Origin of the sequence: Streptomyces sp. KLMMK, from assembly GCF_036961605.1 — a bacterium.
Lineage (GTDB): Bacteria > Actinomycetota > Actinomycetes > Streptomycetales > Streptomycetaceae > Streptomyces > Streptomyces telluris.
On sequence record NZ_JBAMDC010000107.1, the window covers coordinates 1 to 18,928 of the forward strand.

General features: G+C 72.2%; 17 protein-coding genes. 3 read left to right on the plus strand and 14 right to left on the minus strand.

Annotated elements, in window-relative coordinates:
- Window positions 1-254: FAD-dependent oxidoreductase (locus tag V7793_RS17630; RefSeq protein ID WP_336007572.1), on the minus strand; the 254-nt coding region annotated here is incomplete at its 3' end.
- A gap of 154 nt (window positions 255-408) precedes the next feature.
- Complete coding sequence (locus V7793_RS17635; protein WP_336007573.1) at window positions 409-1,182, minus strand: GntR family transcriptional regulator; 774 nt, start codon at window positions 1,180-1,182, stop codon at window positions 409-411.
- A 319-nt stretch (window positions 1,183-1,501) separates the two neighbouring features.
- Here V7793_RS17635 and V7793_RS17640 point away from each other — a divergent pair, with 319 nt between their 5' ends.
- Entirely contained in the window at window positions 1,502-2,362 is an 861-nt protein-coding gene (locus tag V7793_RS17640) for an ion transporter (protein ID WP_336007574.1), read from the plus strand.
- A 106-nt stretch (window positions 2,363-2,468) separates the two neighbouring features.
- Here V7793_RS17640 and V7793_RS17645 read toward each other — a convergent pair whose 3' ends face one another.
- The 11 genes from V7793_RS17645 to V7793_RS17695 all read right to left on the minus strand — a co-directional run bounded on the left by V7793_RS17645 (window position 2,469) and on the right by V7793_RS17695 (window position 16,703).
- Window positions 2,469-3,218, minus strand: coding sequence for a hypothetical protein (locus V7793_RS17645; protein WP_336007576.1), 750 nt, complete (start codon window positions 3,216-3,218; stop codon window positions 2,469-2,471).
- Window positions 3,219-3,414: 196 nt separating this feature from the next.
- Window positions 3,415-4,368: a cyclopropane-fatty-acyl-phospholipid synthase family protein gene (locus tag V7793_RS17650; protein ID WP_336007577.1), complete on the minus strand. Its 954-nt coding sequence runs from the start codon at window positions 4,366-4,368 to the stop codon at window positions 3,415-3,417.
- 28 nt (window positions 4,369-4,396) lie between these two features.
- Window positions 4,397-6,652 (minus strand): MMPL family transporter, encoded by a 2,256-nt coding sequence (locus V7793_RS17655; protein WP_336007579.1) that lies wholly within the window; start codon window positions 6,650-6,652, stop codon window positions 4,397-4,399.
- The gene (locus V7793_RS17660) at window positions 6,649-8,340 is read right to left on the minus strand and encodes an AMP-binding protein (protein WP_336007581.1); all 1,692 of its coding nucleotides are present in this window, start codon (window positions 8,338-8,340) and stop codon (window positions 6,649-6,651) included. Before V7793_RS17660 ends, V7793_RS17655 begins: the two co-directional genes overlap by 4 nt.
- Window positions 8,337-8,639, minus strand: a complete 303-nt coding sequence (locus tag V7793_RS17665; RefSeq protein ID WP_336007583.1) for an acyl carrier protein — start codon at window positions 8,637-8,639, stop codon at window positions 8,337-8,339. The genes V7793_RS17660 and V7793_RS17665 overlap by 4 nt, the downstream gene beginning before the upstream one ends.
- Window positions 8,640-8,647: 8 nt before the next feature.
- Window positions 8,648-9,712, minus strand: coding sequence for a 3-oxoacyl-ACP synthase III family protein (locus V7793_RS17670; RefSeq protein WP_336007584.1), 1,065 nt, complete (start codon window positions 9,710-9,712; stop codon window positions 8,648-8,650).
- Window positions 9,713-9,724: 12 nt separating this feature from the next.
- Window positions 9,725-12,340, minus strand: coding sequence for an aminotransferase class III-fold pyridoxal phosphate-dependent enzyme (locus tag V7793_RS17675; protein ID WP_336007586.1), 2,616 nt, complete (start codon window positions 12,338-12,340; stop codon window positions 9,725-9,727).
- Window positions 12,337-13,350 carry an NAD-dependent epimerase/dehydratase family protein gene (locus V7793_RS17680; RefSeq protein WP_336007588.1) on the minus strand — a complete coding sequence of 338 codons (1,014 nt, stop codon included), beginning with the start codon at window positions 13,348-13,350 and terminating at the stop codon, window positions 12,337-12,339. Before V7793_RS17680 ends, V7793_RS17675 begins: the two co-directional genes overlap by 4 nt.
- Window positions 13,347-15,083 carry an N-acyl-D-amino-acid deacylase family protein gene (locus V7793_RS17685; protein WP_336007590.1) on the minus strand — a complete coding sequence of 579 codons (1,737 nt, stop codon included), beginning with the start codon at window positions 15,081-15,083 and terminating at the stop codon, window positions 13,347-13,349. Before V7793_RS17685 ends, V7793_RS17680 begins: the two co-directional genes overlap by 4 nt.
- A 107-nt stretch (window positions 15,084-15,190) precedes the next feature.
- Window positions 15,191-15,319, minus strand: coding sequence for a hypothetical protein (locus V7793_RS17690; RefSeq protein ID WP_256790471.1), 129 nt, complete (start codon window positions 15,317-15,319; stop codon window positions 15,191-15,193).
- Window positions 15,320-15,446: 127 nt separating this feature from the next.
- Window positions 15,447-16,703: an MFS transporter gene (locus tag V7793_RS17695; protein WP_336007593.1), complete on the minus strand. Its 1,257-nt coding sequence runs from the start codon at window positions 16,701-16,703 to the stop codon at window positions 15,447-15,449.
- Between the two features lie 25 nt (window positions 16,704-16,728).
- Between V7793_RS17695 and V7793_RS17700 the strand changes: the two genes are divergently transcribed.
- Entirely contained in the window at window positions 16,729-17,139 is a 411-nt protein-coding gene (locus V7793_RS17700; protein ID WP_336007596.1) for a helix-turn-helix domain-containing protein, read from the plus strand.
- Between the two features lie 377 nt (window positions 17,140-17,516).
- Complete coding sequence (locus V7793_RS17705) at window positions 17,517-17,978, plus strand: helix-turn-helix transcriptional regulator (RefSeq protein WP_336007599.1); 462 nt, start codon at window positions 17,517-17,519, stop codon at window positions 17,976-17,978.
- Between the two features lie 28 nt (window positions 17,979-18,006).
- Here the strand turns inward: V7793_RS17705 and V7793_RS17710 are convergent.
- Window positions 18,007-18,928, minus strand: a 922-nt coding sequence (locus V7793_RS17710) for an insulinase family protein (RefSeq protein ID WP_336007601.1), incomplete at its 5' end; no start/stop codon positions are given.

The following is an 18,928-nucleotide window of genomic DNA, read 5'->3' on the forward strand; positions in this document are numbered from 1 at the left end:
AGCGAACCGTTGGCGCGAAAGCCGAGGCCGGGGACGGCCGCGCCAATCTCCTCCCACAGCCCGCGGGCGCGCAGGGCCGTCGCCAGCTCCTCGCCGCCCGCCCGGCCGCTGACCCAGATGAGGCCGAAGTTGCGCACCGAGGCGCCCCTGGCCTCGGTCTCGCGCTCGATGTGGACGACCTCGTGGCCGCGTTGGACTGCCTGCCAGGCGTGCATGGTGCCCACGACGCCGGCTCCGACAACTATGACTCGCATGACTCGAACAGTCGTCGGGAGCGGTGTCGGGACAGGGGCCGTACGACGACGGGACGGTGAACGCGGCGGCAAGCTTGGACCAGACCCGTTATCTTCTCGTGACGCTTCCCGGGGGTGAATATCCGGAACGCACCGGATCGGCCTCGCGCTCTTCTCAGCGCCCCGCGCTCAGGTGCGTCGTGAAGGAGAACCGGTCCCCCCGGTACAGCGACCGCACCCGCTCCAGCGGCCTGCCCTCCGTGTCCCGCGACACCCGGTGGATCAGCAGCATCGGCAACGCGGGCGGCGTCCCGATCAGCAGTGCCTCACGGGGTGTGGCGAGCACGGTCTCCAGCCTCTCGTCCGCGTCCCCGAAGCCTACGCCCAGGTGCTCGCGCAGATAGCCGTAGAAGGAGGAGTCCGGCTCGAAGTCCGTGTCGAGCCGCGGCACCCGCCCCACCGCCACGTACGTGCTCTCCAGGCCGACCCGTTCGTCGTCCGCGAGCAGGACGCGCTCCATGTGCCATACGGGCGCGCCCGGTTCGACGCCGAGGTCGGGCGCGAGCGCCGCCGAGCAGGCGAGCCGGTCCAGCCCGATGAGGCCACGGCCGGGGCGGCGCCCCTGGCGACGCACGCCCTCGGTGTAGCTGGCGAGTGCGAGGGGCTGTTCCATCTTCGGTCCCGCCACGACCGTCCCACGGCCCATACGGCGCAGCCGTCCCTCCAGCAGCAGTTCGCGAAGGGCCTGCCGCACGGTCTCGCGGGAGACCTCGAAGCGCACGGCCAATTCACGTTCGGTGGGCAGCAGCCCGCCTTCACCCAGCTCGTCCAGGAGCGCGGCGATGTGCGTCTTGACGGCGTAGTACTTGGGGATCCGGCCGTGCTCGGGGATTCCCGCGCGGATGGGGGCACCGGGCGGGGGGTCGGTCACGTATCGCGTGTAGTCCACGCCGCGATCCTCGCACGCACGCCGGCGCGGGCGACGCGGCAGCCGCCGCGCCACCGGCAGCAGGTCCGTCGCGGCGGCGCCGGCAACGCGCTACGGGTCGCCCGGGGGCACCCCCGTATCGGTGGCTGTTCCGGTCCGGCGGTCGGCCTGTAGGGCGCGACTTCCTCCAGCCTCGGCAACGGCCGCAGGAGGCCGGCGCAGACCACCAGTTCGATCTTGTCTTCGACGGGCCTCATAATGGGGCGGTTACGTGCGGGATCAAGAGCATGAGTGCTGTTTTGTCGCCTTGGATGAGTGAGTGGTGGGGGCTGAGGGCCGGATGAACGACGTGGCGGCCAGGGCGGCGGCGGGGCGGCGGGCGTTAGCCGGGCGCTGCCGCAGGGTTACCGAGTCAGGTTGGTTCGGCGGCCTGGCCTTCGCTGTGATCCTCGCCAACGCGGGGTTGCTCGGCGTGGAGACGTACTCCGGCCTGGACGCCCGGTGGCACGATGTCCTGAAGACGGCCGAGCACGTTTTCCTGTTGTTCTTCACCGTCGAGATCGTGTTGCGGGGTCTGGCGCACGCGGATCGCCCTCGCCACTTCTTCCGCGATCCGTGGAACCTGTTCGATCTGGCAGTGGTGCTGTTCGCCGTCCTGCCCATCGCGCGGGAGAACGCCACCGTGCTGCGCCTGCTGCGGCTGGCCCGGGTCCTCCGCGCCGCGCGGTTCCTTCCTCAGCTGCGCGTCATCACCGTCGCGATCGCCAAGAGCCTGCCCGGCACCATCAGCTTTCTGCTCGTCGGCACCTTGATGCTGTACGTGTACGCGATGGTCGGCTGGGTCTTCTTCGCCGATGACGACCCCGAACACTTCGGTTCCATCGGCCGGGCGGTGCTCACGCTGTTCCTGCTCATGACCCTGGACGGACTCGGCGACACCGTGCGCGCCGGTCTGGAGATTTCGCGCTGGAGCATCATCTACTTCGCCTCCTACGTGCTGCTGGCCTCCTTCGTGCTGGTCAACCTGCTGGTCGGTGTCGTCATCACCTCGCTCGACGAGGCCAAGGAGGCCGACCGGCAGAACGCGAGCCTTCAGCCCGGCGGGGAGGACGGTGATGCCCGTCTGCTGCGTGAGCGGATCAGCGCCGCCCGGTCGGCCCTGGACGATCTGGAGGCAGAGCTGACCCGCCTTCACCGGTGAGCCCGCTTGGAGACGTCAGGTGACCGCCGACCGCAGCACAGGCCGGACCGACGGCGTCGGACAGCGGCGCCGCTCGCTGAACCGGCCTGCGAACGTGGTGATGCGATCAGGCGGTCTTCGCGGCGGCAGCAGTCAGTTTCTCAGCTGCCTTGGCCAGCGCCTTGGAGAAGGCGTCCTTGCCGCGGTCACCATTGCCGTAGTTGTTGAGGATCGTGCTGATGGCCCCGTGGCTGCGGATGGAGCCCAGGTCGAAGTCCATCTGCGTGTCGCCGGCGACGACCCTCACGGTGTACGTGATCGATTCATCGCCGTACTTCTGCTGGTCGGCGGTCTTCTTCACGGTGACCGTGGCCTTCTTGCCGTCCTGCTTGCCCGTGAAGGTCGCACACTTCTCGACGGCGTTCCGCAGCCCGGCCATGGACTTCTCCGCCTGAGCACGCGGGTAGCCGTTGACAACCTGGGCGAGCAAGTTCTGGCCGTCCCCCTTGGTGAAGACCCGCTCGCGGTTGGCCTTGTAGTCCTCCTCCAGCCGCCCGCTGTTGAGGATGCCGGCGATCGGCGCGCACTCCCCCGTGACACCGGTGACCATGTCGTCCTCGGCCCCGTGCGACTTGTCCGTGCTGGTGTTGGCCTCCATCTTCCAGCCGGCGGGAAGGTCCTCAAGAGCGACCAGGGCCTGCTCGGCCTGAGCCTCGGTGATGTGGGCCGGGGCCGACGGAGCGGCGGTGGCCTTGCCCTTCTTGGCCTCGGAGCCGGAGCCGGAGCCGGAACTGGAGTCGCTGTTGCAGGCGGTCAGGAGCAGCAGCGACGACGTGGCCAGAGCCGCGAGCGCAACCCGACGAGGACGAACGTGCACGAATGGTCCCTTCAAATGCATTTCCGAATGTTCGTCACTACTGTTGCACAGCCCACTGACATGGGGCTTCCGGCACCGACCCCCGACCGCCTTCGGACGCCGACGAGCCCCGGCAGGCCCAACCGGGGCGGGACCGGAACAGGCGAAGGTCCGGCCGGAGGCGATCCGCGCCGCCCGTGGCCGCCGGACGGACCGGTCACCCCAGGAACTTCGGGGTCGGCAGGGAGTCCCGGGCCAGGACGTTGTTGACGAGGAAGCGGCGGGCCGGGCCGACCGGCTCGGGGACCGGGCGGAACGTCAGGCGGTGGAGGTGCAGCCAGCCCTCCGAGAAGGCTCGTACCGCCGTCGTCATGCAGCGTTCGAAGTCGCGGGCCTTCTTCTCGCCGACCAGTTCGGCCGCGCGCCGGCGGTCGGCGTCGAGGTTTTCCAGCCAGCACCTGAGGGTGCGGGCGTAGTGGTCGAAGTCGTTGCGCAGGGCCACCAGGTCGAACAGGCCGTCGCCGGCCGCCTGGAGTTCGCTCAGGTAGGAGGGGTTGCACTCCGGGTAGACCTTGCTCGCGAGGTAGAGGCCGCGCAGGAGGTCCAGATCCCAGGGAAAACGGTGGCCCCAGGTGATCGTCTGGATGACCAGCCGCCCCTCCGGTCGCAGCCAGGAGCGGCAGCGGGAGAAGAACTCGCGGTAGCCCCGGGTCTTGGCCCGGCCGGACATCCCGGGGCGGGCGAAGTGCTCCATCGCCTCCACGCAGATGATCGCGTCGTACGGCTGGGCGGGCCGGTGGTCGATCCAGTTCTCCAGGCGTATTTCGGTGCGGGGAATGGCGAGGTTGCGGGTCCACTCGACCGCGGATTCGCTCAGGGTGATGCCGGTGACGGAGTCCACGTCGTACTCCTCCACCATCCGCTGCATCTCGGCGCCGTAGCCGCAGCCGATGTCGAGCACCCGGTGCCCGGGCCGGATGCCGGCCTGGCCCAGGAGGTAGTCGGTCTTGCGCAACTGCGCCTTCTCCAGGGTGTCGGCGCCGTCCTCCCACAGGCCGGCGGCGTAGGCGAGGCTCGGTCCCAGCCAGATCCGGAAGAACTCGTCGGAGACGTCGTAGTGCTTCTGCGCCGCGTCCCGGGAGACGCCGCGGTAGCCGTTGGTCCGGGGCATGTGCCGTCCTCTCGTGAGGGGTTGGGGGTCATTCCTTCCATACGGCGGGGAGCCGTCGCTCCAGCCAGCCGGGGAGCCACCAGTTGGCGCGGCCCGCGACGCCCATGACGGCCGGTACGAGCAGCAGGCGCACGACCGTCGCGTCGAGCAGGACCGCGAAGGCCAGGCCGAAGCCGAACTGCTTCAGTTCGAGGACGCGGGCGAACAGCAGGCTGCCGAAGACGACGACCATGATCGCGGCGGCGGTGGTGATCTGCCGGGCGGTGTGCTCCAGCCCGGCGGGGACGGCCTGGGCGTCGTCCCCGGTGCGCAGCCGCTCCTCCTGTATCCGGCCGACCAGGAAGATCTCGTAGTCCATGGAGAGCCCGAACAGCAGCGCGAACAGGGCGACCGGCAGGTAGGCCTGCAGCGTGCCCGAGCTGGTGAAGCCGAACAGGCCCTCGCCCCAGCCGTGCTGGAACACCAGCGTGGTCATGCCGAGCGCGGCGACCGTCGCCAGCAGGTTCAGCAGCACGGCCTTGACCGGCACGAGCACGCTGCGGAACACCACGAGCAGGTAGCAGAACGACAGGGCGAGGATCACCAGCACGACGAGCGGCAGCTTGCCCGCGGTCTCGTCGGCCAGGTCGACGTACTCCGCACTGAGCCCGCCGACGTGGACCTCCGCCGGCGTTCCGGCGAAGGCGGTCCGCGCCGGCCCGGACCGCAGGTCCCTGACGAACGCGGTGGCCTTCGGCGAGTCGACGCGCTCGGCGAGGACGATGTGCAGGCCCGCGCACTTCCCGGAGCGCTCGACGGGCAGGACCTCGGTGATGCGCCGGTCGTCCCGCACCTCGCCGGCCAGCCGCTGCGCGCCCGTTACGGCGGTGTCCCCCGGCCCGCAGGCGACGACCTGGACGGGGCCCACGGCGCCCGGGCTGAACGACGTGGCGACGATCTGCTGTCCCTTCCCCGACGGGGTGTCGGTCAGGGAGGCCAGCCCCCAGTCGACACCGAGCCGGATCGAGGCCAGCGGCACGGTCATCGCCGCGACCAGCACCAGCACCGGCAGGCCCAGCCGGTAGGGGTGGCGGAGCACGGTACGGGCCCACGCCGCCCACCGGCCCCCGCCCGCGCCCCCGCCCGCGGAGGGCAGCAGCCGGCGCGGCAGCGCTCCCCGGTTGACCCGGTGCCCCAGCAGGGCGAGCAGGGCGGGCAGCGCGGTGAGCGACGTGAGCAGGCACAGCACCACCATGAGCCCGGCGGCCACGGTGATCTCCGTGAAGATGTGACCGCGGATCAGGATCATCGAGCCGAGCGCGACCATGACGATCAGGCCCGCGGTCAGCACCGTGCGGCCCGACGTGCGCAGCGCGACGCTCACCGACGCGTGGACGGCCTCCCGGAGCGCCGCCTTGTCCGGGCGCGGTTCGCCGTCGGGCTGGGTGCGGCGGGCCAGTTCCTCGCGGAACCGGCTGATGACGAACAGCGCGTAGTCGATGCCCACGCCGATGCCGATGACCGTGGCCACGACCGTTACGAACCGGTCGAGGTTCAGCGGCCCCGCCAGCAGGCCGAGCAGGGCCGTGCAGGCGAGGACCGAACCCAGGGCCATCGCGACCGGTATCAGCGCGGCGACCAGCGTGCCGAACGCCAGCAGCAGGGCGAGCAGGGCGATCGGGACGCCGATGCTCTCGGCGACGGACTGGTCCCGCAGCTCGACGTCGGACAGGTCGCCGGTGAGTGCGGACGGGCCGGTCAGATAGGCCTCGACGGGCCCGTCCGCCGCCGCGGCCCGGATGCGCCGCTGCAGGTCCCCGGCCCGGTCGGCGCGGTCCGACCGGCTGCCGGCCATCGGGAACGTGGCCACCGCCACGTGCTTGTCCGCGGAGATCCGGCCGGAGGTGGAGTCGGGGGCGGCCGGGCGGCCCGCGTCGGCCGGGATGACGGCGAGCACCCGGTCGACGGCACGCCGGTACTCGGGGGTGTCGGCGGTCAGCCGGGCGGACCGGAAGACCACCACCCCCTGTTCGGCGCCCGAGGCCGGGAAGTGCCGCGCCATGAGCTTCTGCGCCGTCGCCGACTCCGAGCTCTGGACCGTGTAGTCGGGCGCGGCCAGCCGCGACTCCACGCTGGGGTAGAACACCGCCGACGCGACCACCAGGAGGATCCAGACGGCCAGCACCGGGATCCGGTGCCGGGCCATGTATCCACCCCACCGGTGCAGGGGTGAGGGACTACGGGGTTCGGCGGGCACGGCGGCGTTCTCCTTCAGTTCGGACTCCTTCAGCGCGGACTCGGTCAATGCGCGTTCGAATCCGCCGGCCGGACCACGTATTCGGCCTTCAGGCTTCCGTCAGCGAGCCGCTGCCGGGTCGTGTGGTAACGCTTCTTTCCGCTCGTGGTCCGCGGAATGACCCGGCGCCGTGCGAACAGCACCGCGTCGACCGGCAGGTCCAGCCCGCGCAGGGCCGCGGCCTGCGCCCCGGTCACCTCGGGCGGGCCGTCGTGGTGCTCGACGACGGCGGTGATCTCGCTGGCGGGGTCGTAGATGTCGGCGTCCAGCACGATGACCTCGTGGGCGGGGCGGCCCAGGACCGCGGCCACCTGCTCCTCCAGCAGCGCGGCGAGGTGGTTGCGGCCGTGGCGGATGATGACGTGCTTCTTGCGCTCCAGGACGAACAGGTCGCCGCGGTGCCGGAAGCCCAGGTCGCCGGTGTGCAGCACGCCATCCGGGAACGGCCTGGGCCGGCCGGTGCCCGGGTCCAGGGGGCCCGCGGCGACGCTGGTGCCGCGGAGGGTGATCTCGCCGAGCACGGCCTCCTGCTCGACCGGGCGGCCGTCATCGTCGGTCAGGCCGGTGTGCAGGCCGTTCAGGGCCCGGCCGACGGAGAACACCGGGATCCCGTACCCCCCGGGCGGCGGATCGCCCAGCAGCCCCTCGCCGAGCAGGCGCACGGGGGCGCCGCTCTCCATGCCGACGGGGTCCACCAGTACGTAGCGCGGGGTGCTGCCCGGCTCCGGCATGCTGGTCGCCAGCGTCGATTCGGCCATGCCGTAGCTGCAGACGAGGCTGCTCCGGGACAGGCCGTAGGGGCGGAAGCGGCGGTAGAACCCGTCCATGGTCGCCAGCCGGATCGGCTCCGCGCCGATGACCGCGCTGCGCAGGGCGGACAGGTCGCAGCCCGTCAGGTCCCGCTCGTCGACGGCGCGGTGGGCGTGGTCGTAGCCGAAGTTGGGCGCGGCGGTGATCGTGGCCCGGTACCGGCTGAGGGCGAGGATCCATTCGCGCGGCCACATGATGAACTCGGTGGGTTTCATCAGGTACAGCGGCCAGCCGTGGAAGAAGCTGAGCAGTGCCGTGCCGACCAGCCCCATGTCGTGGTAGAGCGGCAGCCAGGAGACCATCCGCTCGTCGCGGCCCATGCCCAGTGAGACACGCAGTGCGGCGAGGTTGGCGCAGGCGTTGTCGTGGGAGATCGCCAGCAGCTTGGAGTCTCCGGTCGAGGCGCTGGTCGCCTGGAGGAAGGCGACGGCGTCGCCGCCCGGCCCCGCTGTCGCCGGCAGTTCGCCCGGGGCGAGCGCGTCGTAGTCGCCGGGCCCGCTCGGCAGGGGCACGACGGGGCCCGGGAAGTCTCCCTGCACCAGGCCTTCCTGGAGGGCGAGGACGGCCTCGCCGGGAAAGGTCCCGAGGGTGCGTTCGACGTGCCGGCGGAAGAGCTCCTCACCGCCGAGCGCGCGGGGCGACGGGAGGATCAGGGGACGGCCGCCGGCCCACAGCGCGCCGAAGAACGCCAGCAGGGTCGGCAGCGGGTCGTTGGCCGCGATGACCACCGCGGTGTCCTCGGGCATCTTGCGGCCCAGCCACGCGCTGGTCCGCAGGAACGTCCCGTAGTCCATGGCGACGTCGGGTTCGCCGGGTGTGAGGAAGCGGATGCCGTGGTCCGGGTCCGCGCCCCGCACGGCGTCGCGGACGGCGTCCAGCAGGTTCATGCCGCACCCGCCAGCCGGCGCTCCACCAGGGTGACGAGGCCGAGGGGCGAGAGGGCCAGCAGGGCGTCGCTGTCCCGGAAGGGGATGCCGAACAGCTCGGCCACCCGGGAGCCCACCCGCAGCTGGGTCAGGGAGGTCAGGCCGTAGTCGTGGAAAGGTGTCTCGTCCAGCCGGATCCTGGAGACGTCGATGCTGTCGTCCTCGGCGGACACCGTTTCGACGAGCCGCGCGAAGACCTCGTCCCGGTCCACGTTCCCGTGCGCGTCCCGGCCCGCGTTCGTGTCCACGTTCCTGTCCATGGTCCCCCTCATCGTCCGTGGTAGGTGAACTTCGCCAGTGCGGTGGTGACTCCGGCCGAGGCAGCCATCAGCAGTACGCGGTCGCCCTCGGCCAGCTCTCCGCTCTTCAGGGCCTCGGACATGCTGACCGGCACCGAGGCGGAGACGGTGTTGGCGTGGTGCCGGTGGTCGAAGCGGTACTTGTCCGCGTCGATCCCGCAGGCCTCCACGACGTGCCGGCCGGCCCCGTCGCTGGCGGAGTGGCCGAAGACCAGGTCGGCTTTGAACTCCTCGAACTGCGGCAGGTCCCGGTAGTGCTCGACCAGCTTCCGGGTGCCGAACTCCATCAGGCTCAGCCCGAACGAGACGAACTGCAGGGGCCGCAGCGTGCCGGCGACGTCCACCTCCTTGCCGAAGTAGGCGTCGAAATTGGCCATCGGTACGAAGCACAGGTCGCGTTTCTCGCCCCAGGTGCGAAAGCTCGCCTCGAATCCTTCCTCCTCGTCCGCGCCGCTCCGGTGCGCGGTGAGGATCGTGGCGGTGGCCGCTTCGCCGATGGTCAGGGTCGGGTGCCAGTGGGCGAATTCCTCCAGCGACCGGAGCTCGTAGCGGTAGATGTCGCTCGCGTTGCACTCGGCGTTGACGATCATGATGTTGCGGTAGGCGCCCGTGCGCAGGAAGGAGTCCGCGACGTGCAGGGCGCGGATCCAGCTCGCGCAGGCGTCGAGGATGTCGAAGGCGGTGGCGCGGCGCAGGCCGAGCAGGTCCTGGAAGGTGGTCGCCGAGGCGGGTTCGGCGACCCCGCGTCCTATCCCGACGTACAGCAGCAGGTCGATGTCGAGGGCGTCGAGGCCCGAGGCGTCCAGGGCCCTGCGCCCGGCGTCCGTGGCCAGCTCGCTCGCGCTCTCCCCCGCGGCCCGGTGGTAGCGCACCGTGGTGCCGCTGGCGGCGAAGCACGCCCGTACCAGCTCCTCGACCGTCGCGAGCTCCGCCTCGGTCAGGTGGGCGGCATTGGCTTCCCTCACTTTCTTCAGCACGTGGTCGTTGGTGACCCGGCGGCTCGGAAAGCTGTGCTCGATCGCCAGGAATTTCATACCGTTCCCCCCTCAGTCCCGGTGCGCACCGAAGAAACCGGTCGACAGCATTTCCCGGACGCTCTTGCCGAACGCCTCGGAGACCTGCTCGAGGTCGGCGTCGGAATGGGCGGCGCTCAGCATCATCGTGTGGAGTTCCGGCAGGTGAACGCCGTAGCGGCGCATGTGGTAGGCGAAGGCCAAGGTGGCCGTGACGTCCAGGCCCGCCAGGCGGTCCCGCACCAGGCGGGGCGTCGCGTGGTCGAAGGCGACCGAGAAGACGGAGTCGCGGCCCTTGACCCGGCAGGGCACGCCGCAGTCGCCGGCCTGCGCGGTGAGGTCCTCGACCAGCCAGGCGGTCCGGTCGCGCAGCCGGCTGTAGATCTGCGGGCGGTCGCGGAGCTCGCGGAGCGTGGCCGCGCCCGCGGCGGCGGTGACGGAGTTGCCGCTCATGGTCCCGCCGGCGAACGCCCGGCTGTCCACGTCGCGGAAGGGGTCCCCGCTGGTCCGGGCGGTGTCGATGACCTCCGCGCGGCCCACGACGGCCCCGGCGGGCAGCCCGCCACCGATGATCTTGCCGAGGCAGGTGAGGTCCGGGGCCGTCCCTGCGAGGTGCTGGACCCCGCCGTAGTGCACCCGGAACCCGGTCACCACCTCGTCGTAGACGACCAGGACGCCGGCCTCGGCGCACACCGCGGCCAGCCGCCGCAGGAACGCCGGGTCGAAGTCGCCCAGCGCGGAGGGCATCGGTTCGAGGACGACGCAGGCCAGCTCATCCGCGTGCGCGGCGATCCGCCGCAGCGAGTCCTCCTCGCCGTACTGCAGGACGAGCGTCTGCGCCACCACCGCGTCCTGCATGCCCGCCGAGTTCCCCACGGGTTCGGGGGCGCGGGGGTCGCCGCGGTAGCGGAACCACGAGCTGACCAGGCCCTGGTCGGAGAAGCCGTGGTAGTGCCCTTCGAATTTCGCGACCCGCTGCCGGCCGGTACGGGCACGGGCGATCCGCAGCGCGATCTGCACCGCCTCGGTTCCCGAGTTGCTCAGGACGACCTTGTGGTCCGGGCCGAACGCGGCGGCGATCAGCCCGGCCAGCCGCACCTCGTCCGGGTTGCCGACGGCGTTGACCGCGCCGCGGGCGGCCGCCTCCTGGATCGCCGCCACCACGGCCGGGTGGGCGTACCCCAGGATGTGCGGCCCGTACCCGCCGGACAGGTCGACGTACTCGTTGCCGTCGAGATCGCGCAGGCGTGAGCCCCGGGCCTGCGCGACCGCCAGCGGGAAGGCGCTGGGCAGCACGAACCGGTCGAAGTGGGTGGGGGCGACCAGGTGCCGCGCCGCCTCCTCGCGCAGCGCCTGCGTCCGCGGGGCGCGCTCGCCGATCTCGCGCTGGAAGGTCTCGCGCAGGCCCTCGTTGAGGTAGGGGGCGAACCGGTCGGTGAAGCGGCGGGTGGTCGCCCACAGGTCGATCTCCGGGTCGACCTCGGAGATGAAGCCCTCGCCGGTGAGCAGCGAGAGCGCGAGGACGGAGAACGTCGTCGTGATGCGGGTGCCGTGGCGGCCGAGCAGCCGGATCGCGTCGTCGAGGAAGGCCAGCGTGGACCAGTGGGAGGCCTGCTCCTCGAAGTGGCGGCGCAGGATGGCGCCGAGCTCCTCCTCGTAGGCCGCGTGGCCGAGCGTTTCGGGGCGCACCGCGAAGGCCCGGGTGAAGCGGCGTCCGGCCAGCGCCCACTCCTTGCGGATGCAGGCGTAGTAGAACGAGGCCAGGTTCCACTTGTCGTCCTCGGAGAGGTGCCCGACCAGGCCGAAGTCGAGGAGGGTGATCCGGCCCTCCGGGGTGAAGACGATGTTGCCCGGGTGGGGGTCCACGTGGAAGCGGCCGTGGAAGTAGACCATGCAGTAGAACGCGTCCTGGAGCCTGGCGGCCAGTTCGCGGCGGCTGACCGGGACGGCGCCGGCGTCGTGGCCGGGGATCCCGTCGACGTACTCCATCACCAGGACGTCCGGCCCGCACAGTTCCTCGTGCACCCGGGGCACCCGGACGAAGGGGTGGCTGCGGAAGTTCTCGGCGACCTCGCGCTGCCGGTCCGCTTCGGCGGCCATGTCGCACTGCCCGGTCAGCAGCGGGCGCATCTCGCGGAAATGCCCCGGCAGGTCGTATCCGCGCAACCGGGGCAGCAGGTGGGCGACGGCGAGCAGGCGGCCGATCACCGCCGCTCCGGCCTCCAGTCTGCCGCGGACCCCGGCCTTCACGACCTTCACCGCCACCGGGCGGCCGCCGGCGACGGCGCGGTGCACCTGCGCCACCGATCCGGCGGCGACCGGGCGCCGGTCGAAGGCCTCGAACACCTCCTCGGGCGGGCGGCCCAGGCCGCGCCTCAGCACCTTCTCCAGCGCGGGCTCGCGCATCGGGGGCAGCTGGTCGAAGAACGTCCGGAACTCGTCGGCCACCTGACGGGGCAGCAGCCCCGACTGGGTGCCGAGCACCTGGCCCGCCTTGATGTAGAGGGGGCCCATGCGGAGCAGGTAGGCGCGCAGCAGCCGCGAGGAGCGCGCCCGGTCGCGCCGGCCGAGGCAGAGGCCGGCCGCCAGCACCGCCGTCCACCAGGCCACGCGGCAGCTTTCCAGGAGAGCTTGTGCAGCGGCCTTCACCACGCCTCCCTTTCCGGCCGCCCGGCCGGAACCTCGTGGGCCGCACGGAGGCGGCGCAGCCCTTCCTCCGTGCCGACGCGCGGTACGTAGCCGAGGTCCCGCTTGGCCGCGGTGATGTCGAACCAGTGGGCCGTGGTGAGCTGGTTCACCAGGAACCGGGTCAGCGGGGGCTCTCCGGTGCCCAGGACCCGTCCGCCGGACTCCAGTCCGGCGGCGAGGGCGCGGCAGGCCCAGGCGGGCAGCTCCCGGGTGACCGGGCCGACCCCGGCCGCGCCCAGCAGCAGGTCGATGGTCTCGCCGACCGGGCGGGGGTCGTCCTGGGTGATGAAGTACGCCCGCCCGGCCGCGGGAGCGCCCGGCTTGAGCCGGTCCAGCGCCAGCACGTGGGCCTCGGCGGCGTTGTCGATGTAGACCGTGTCGATCTTCTTGGTGGCCCTGCCGATCCGGCGCAGCCTGCCGCGCCGTGCCTGCTCGGCCAGCCGGGGGAGGAAGTGCGGATCGCCGGGGCCCCAGATGATGTGGGGCCGCAGGGCCACCGTCGAAAGGTCCGCGGAGTCGGCGCGCAGGACCAGCTGTTCGGCGAGGGCCTTGCTGCGCGGGTACGGCGCGAGGAAGCGGGTCGCGTACGGCAGCGACTCGTCCGCGCCCTCCAGGTCCGCGCGGTCGTGGACCACGGCCGGGCTGGACGAGAGGACCAGGGCCCCCACGCCCTTGGCGCGGCAGGCGGCCACGACGTGGGCGGTGCCCGTCAGGTTGACGCCGATGTAGTCCCGGGCGGGACCCCACACCCCTGCTTTCGCGGCGCAGTGGACCACCGCGTCCCGGCCGTCCACGGCCTTGGCGACGGCGTCCGCGTCGCGCAGGTCCCCGAGGTGCTCCTCCACACCGAGCCGGGCGAGCGCGCGCCGCGGGGAGCGCCCGAACGAGCGCACGGTGTCGCCGCGCGCGACGAGCTGCGCGCACACCGCCCCGCCGAGGAAGCCGCCGCCTCCGGTGACCAGGACCTTCATCGCGCGCTCCCGCCGTGCCGGAGGAAGCGCCCGGTGGTCCGGGCGCTTGCGTAGCCGTCGGCGAACCGGCCGTGGCGGCAGACGACTTCGCCCGCCACGCAGACGGCGGGGACGGCGGCATCATTGCGGTTGACCATCCGGGACAGACCTCCGTAGGCGCCCGTGGGGGCTTCGTGGTACGCGTCCACCGTGTCGTCCAGTCCCGCGGGGTCGACCACGACGAGGTCCGCGCGGTCGCCTTCGCGCAGGGTGCCCGCCGCCAGGCCGAACCAGGAGGCGAGTTCACCGGTCAGGCGGTGCACGGCGCGCTCCGGCTCCAGGAACGGGCGGCCGGCGCGCTCGGCGTCCCGGACCCGCTTCAGCAGCCGGAGCGGGGCGTTGTAGAAGGCCATGTTCCGCAGGTGCGCGCCGGAGTCGGCGAAGCCGAACTGCACGAAGGGGTCGGCGGCCAGCCGGTCGAGCACCGCGGGCCGGTGGTTGGCGATCGTGGTGCGCCAGCGCAGCCGGGTGCCGTGCTCGGCGACGAGGTCGAGGAAGGTGTCCACCGGGTGGTCGCCGCGGTCGTCCGCGATGTGCCCGAAGCTGCGGCCCGTCAGTCCCGGTTCGGGGCAGGCCACGACCTCGGCGTCGTACAGGTCCCGGTGCCAGGCGCGCGGCGGCAGCCGGCGCCGGTACTCGCGCCGGAAGCGCTGCCGGAAGCCGCCGTCCAGCAGCAGCCTGCGCCGCTCGGCCTCGGTCCGCAGGTGCAGCGCGGCGGCGGTGGCACCGAACTCCTCGAACACCACCAGGTCGATCCCGTCGGAGTAGAGCTCGAAGGGCACCGGCAGGTGCTGCCAGCGCAGGTCCGCGCCGAGCGCGCGGCCCGCCAGCGCGGCGGTCCGCGTCAGCACGCCGGCCAGCCCGGGAGCGGCCTTCGGGTCGATCGCGGTGAGCAGCGTGGTCTTGAGCGGGGGCCGGGCCGGGGCCGAACTGGCGGCGAGGAACAGCAGCGTGTTGAGCGGCATGGCCGGGTTCGGCGCGCTCTGCAGGATGCCGCCGGTGCGGCGCAGCGTCCGGTGCAGGCGGCGGTACTCGTGCCAGCCGGCGTAGGTGGAGGGCAGCCGGGCCGACCGGTGGCGGTCGCCCGCGAGCCGGGAGAACGGGCTGGTCATGGTGGACAGTCCGACCAGTCCCGCCGTGCGTGCCGCGGCGAGGAGCTCCTCCATGCGCCGCAGTTCCCGCTCGGTGGGGCGCGTGCGGGGATCGACGGCCCGGGCCAGGCCCATGACGTGGGCGCGCAGGTCCGAGTGGCCGAGGAAGGCCGCGACGTTGGGGCCGAGCGGCCGCTTCTCCAGCGCGGCGACGTACTCCCCGGCCGTGCTCCAGGTCTTGTGGGCGGTGAGCGCGTCGAGGATGCACCGGCGCGGCACGGCTTCGACCCGGGCGAACAGGTCCGCGCAGTCCACCGGGGTGGCGTGGACGGTCGACAGGGAGCAGTTCCCCATCACGACGGTGGTGACGCCGTGCCGTACGGACTCGCGCAGCCCGGGGTCGAGCAGCACCTCGGCGTCATAGTGCGTGTGGATGTCGAGGAAGCCGGGGAGGACCCAGCACCCGGTGGCGTCGAGCACCTGCCGGCAGCCTTCGACGGGCAGCGGGCGGGCCGAGACGGCCGCCACCTCGCCGTCGCGGATTCCCAGGTCCCGTACGGCGGACGCCGCTCCCGTACCGTCGAACCAGCGTCCGTTTCTCACGACGACGTCGAATGATGTGGGCATACCTCTCCGGGGGTCACGTTTCCGGCCGCAAAGGGTGCGGCCCGCGGCGGATGCCACGGACCGCTGACGCGTGTGACTCCCCGTTACTCGAAGTCGACGTCCGAGATGTCCAGCGAGCTGCTGGAGGAGCTGCTGCTGCAGCCTTCGTCCATACCAATGGCCTCGAGGCTGGAAACCCGCTCTTCGACGACGGTGATCTCGATTTCGGACATCTTGTTCTCCCCTCGTTAATCCGCACTGGGGCGGACTGTCGTTCACGACCCTACGAGGGCGCGCATATTTTTCACGCCACGGAATTCCGTAGTTAAGACACAGCGAAACCGGGGCGGCCGGGAAGAATCAGGTGGATTCGTGAATTCCAGATGGTGTTTCCGTGCCCGCCCGGGGCCCGGCCGGGCGACGCCGGCTCCGGCTCCGGCTCCACCACAGGAGCAGCGCGGCCACGGCGACCGCCACGCCGGCCGCCACCCGGGTGGCACCGCCGAAGCCCAGGGACTGCATGCTCCACCCGGCGCCCAGCGGAGCCACGGTGAGCCCGCCCGTGTAGGCGAGCGTGTAGAGGGCGTACACGGACCCGTACGCCGGGGGCTGCCGCTCCTCGGCGATCTCCGACATGACGGTGACGGTCGGGGTGAGGACCAGCGACGCGCCGATCGTGACCACGGCCAGCCCGGCGGCGATCGGCACCACGCCGTGCAGCCCGCCGAGCGCGAGCATCGCCACGGCGGCCAGCAGGCAGCCCGCCGCCGCGACCGGTCCCGGCGCCACCCGGCGCAGGGCGGCTCCGGCGAGCGGGGGCGCCACGGCGGCGGCGACGCCCGCCACGCCGAAGACCACGCCGACCGCCCCGGGACCTGCATTCTCCGTAGTGAACAGGTGCAGCGGCAGGACGGGCTCCAGGAACGCGATCAGCGCGGCGCCCGTCGCGGTGAGGAGCACGACCTGGACCAGGCCGTGCCGGCCGCGGATCTCCGCGAGCCTGCCGCGCCGCTCGCGGACGGTGTCCGGCGGTACGAGGAACCAGCGGGCGACGCCGTCGGCCAGCGCGATCGCGGCGGCGAGCAGGAAGGGCGCGCGCGGGTCCAGCCAGTCGGCCAGCAGGCCGCCCAGGGGCGGCCCGACGAGCGTGCCGACCGCGAACGACGACAGGGCGACGCCCATCGCCTTCCCGCGCTCCTGCGGGGAGTGCGTGGCCGCCACGAGCGCCAGGCCCGCCGTCCAGACCACGCCTGCCGCCGCGCCCTGCAGCGCCCTGGCCACGATGAGCAGGGTGGGGTCGCGGACGAACGCGAACAGCACGGTGGCCGCGACCAGGCCGGCCACCCCGGCCAGCAGCGGCCTGCGGTTGCCCCGGCGGTCCACCCATAACCCGGCGGCGGGCGTGGCCGCCACCAGCGCACCCGCGTAGACGGCGAACATCAGGCCCACGCCGAGCGGGCGGGTGCCGTGTTCGGAGGCGAGCTTCGGGAGCACGGGCACCGCCATGCCGTACACCAGGGCGTCGGTGGCCAGGCCCAGGGAGGCGACGGTCAGCGCCGCGCTGCTGCGGGCCGGCTTCCCGGTGCCGCGGACCGGCTCCTTGCGATTGAACTCCATAGTGAATCTGACTACCATAGTGAATGTGACCAAGCAACAGCCGCCCCGGCCGACCCGGCTCATGGGGGACCACATCAGGGCAGCGCGGGAGACGCGGAACCTGTCGACGCAGACGGCGTCCGCCCAGGCGGAGATCTCCTCCGGCTATCTGTTCAAACTGGAGAACGGCTACGTCGGCACACCGTCGCCGCGTGTGCTGCACCGGTTGTCGCAGGTGCTCGGCCTGGACTACTGGGAGCTCATGGGCCTCGCCGGATACGTGGTGCCCGCGGGCGGCGACGGCTCCCCCGCCCCCACCGCACCCCCCTCCCCCGAAGCCGCCCCGGCCCCGCTCGACCGCATCGCCGACGCCCTGGAGGACGTGCGGGACGAGCTGAGAATGATCAGAAGAGCCCTTGAGGCGCAGCAGACCGCGGGCCCCGCGGAAACGCCCTGAGGCCGCGGGTTCCCACGGTTTTCCCCAGGGGGGATTAACGGAATCCCGGACACCAAGGGAAAAAATCCGGCATCGATCGCACAAAACCTTGACAGCTGCCACACATCGTGTGTTTACATCGATGTCCGATCGAGTCTGGCCAATGCTCAAGTCCCCAACTTTCCGCATCGGACGGGACTATGACGATTGATGTGTCTCATTCGCGCCTTGCCGCTCTGGACCAGCAGGACTGTACCGTCGTCCTCTTAGGCTGGTGGGAAGCCGCGGCACGATTGCCTCCGACGACCATCCAGCATGAGAACGTCGAAATTCACCCATGCTCGGATTCCGACCTGCTGGCTCCGACCATCCATTCGGTACAGGCCGATTGGATGCTCGTGGGAGAGAAAATCGACGACAGTGAGATTCACCGCGCGTTCGGTCGTGCGAAGGCCGTCCGCGAGGACCTGAACCTGGCGATCCTGGGCCCGCGCCGTGACTGGCGCCGGTGCGAGCGCTGGCTGCGCCGCGGCTGCCGGGTCTACCTGGAGGACACCGTCGGCCTCGACCGGATGGCCGAGGCGATCCGGTCCGCCCGGGACCTCGGGATCAACGTCACCGACCGCAGCATCTTCCAGGTCCTGCAGGAACGATCCGCCGGACCGACGCCGCACCTCACCCAGCGCGAGCACGAGGTGCTCGACCTGCTCCGGCGCGGCCTGCGCAACCAGGACATCGCCCACGCCCTGCACGTCACCGAGAACACCGTCGAATACCACGTGCGCCACCTGCTCGCGAAGTTCGGGGCCCGCAGCCGCCTGGAGGCCGTCGAGCGGGCCTCCGCCCTCGGGCTCGCCTGACCGGCCGCGGCGGCCGGGCCGTGCTCCGTCACCGCCCGGCTGCCGGCACCATCCTGAGCTCCAGCGCCGCGACCGGGCACAGGAAGGCCGCGGCCGCTGCCCGCACGTCCTCGGCCGTCACGGCGGCGATCCCGGCGGGATAGGCGGCGAAGTCGGCGGGCCCGAGCCCGGCGGCCGCGTAGCCGGCGATCCGTTCGGCCCGCCCGCGCTCCGCCTGTGCGGCCCGGTGCCACTGGACGACCAGCCGTTCCTTCGCCGACCGCAGCAGGTCCGGGGCGACGGCGCCGCCGCCCAGTGCGCCCAGGGTCTCCGCCACGCACCCGGCCACCTCGTCCAGCGCGCCGGGACGGCAGGCGGCGAAGCACATCCCGTAACCGCCCTCGGCGAGTTCCCGGCTGAAGGCCGCCAGCGAGTAGGTCAGCCCCCGCTCCCGCCGCAGCCGCCGGTCGAGCAGCCCCTCCCTGCCGCCGAGCAGCGCCCAGGCGACGTGCAGCGGGAACTTCTCCGCCGAGCCGAGGGGCACGCCCGGTGTACCGAGGAGGCAGCAGGCGCCGGATCCCGCGATGCTCACCGACCTGCGCTCGCCGCGGGGGAACCGGGCGGTGGCGGCGGACGCACCGTCCGGGACGGGTGCCGCCGGGCGCTCCGCGAGCAGTTCGTCCGCCGCCGCCGACAACTCGCGGTCACCGGCCTCCTGCACGGCGCGGACGCGTTCGCCGTGGACGATCCCGTAACGGTGACGGCTGCCGAACAACGCGCGCCGCACGTCGTCGGAACCGCGCTCACGCGGCGAGGACAGCCGGGTCAGGCACCCGGCGCGCAGCCGGTCCACGACCCCGGGGGCCGGCGCCGCCCGGGCCTGGCGGAACCACTCCGGAAGTGCGCGGAGCGCGGCGCGGTCGGCGCCGACGACTTCGGCGGTGACCCCGGCCAGGTCGGCGTTCACCACC

Bases quoted from the DNA above. Each gene is read 5' to 3' on its own strand.
- V7793_RS17690 (WP_256790471.1), bottom strand. From the start codon at position 15,319: ATGTCCGAAATCGAGATCACCGTCGTCGAAGAGCGGGTTTCCAGCCTC.
- V7793_RS17660 (WP_336007581.1), bottom strand. From the start codon at position 8,340: ATGAACCTGCTGGACGCCGTCCGCGACGCCGTGCGGGGCGCGGACCCG.
- V7793_RS17670 (WP_336007584.1), bottom strand. From the start codon at position 9,712: ATGAAATTCCTGGCGATCGAGCACAGCTTTCCGAGCCGCCGGGTCACC.
- V7793_RS17680 (WP_336007588.1), bottom strand. From the start codon at position 13,350: ATGAAGGTCCTGGTCACCGGAGGCGGCGGCTTCCTCGGCGGGGCGGTG.
- V7793_RS17640 (WP_336007574.1), top strand. From the start codon at position 1,502: ATGAACGACGTGGCGGCCAGGGCGGCGGCGGGGCGGCGGGCGTTAGCC.
- V7793_RS17665 (WP_336007583.1), bottom strand. From the start codon at position 8,639: ATGGACAGGAACGTGGACACGAACGCGGGCCGGGACGCGCACGGGAAC.
- V7793_RS17695 (WP_336007593.1), bottom strand. From the start codon at position 16,703: ATGGAGTTCAATCGCAAGGAGCCGGTCCGCGGCACCGGGAAGCCGGCC.
- V7793_RS17650 (WP_336007577.1), bottom strand. From the start codon at position 4,368: ATGCCCCGGACCAACGGCTACCGCGGCGTCTCCCGGGACGCGGCGCAG.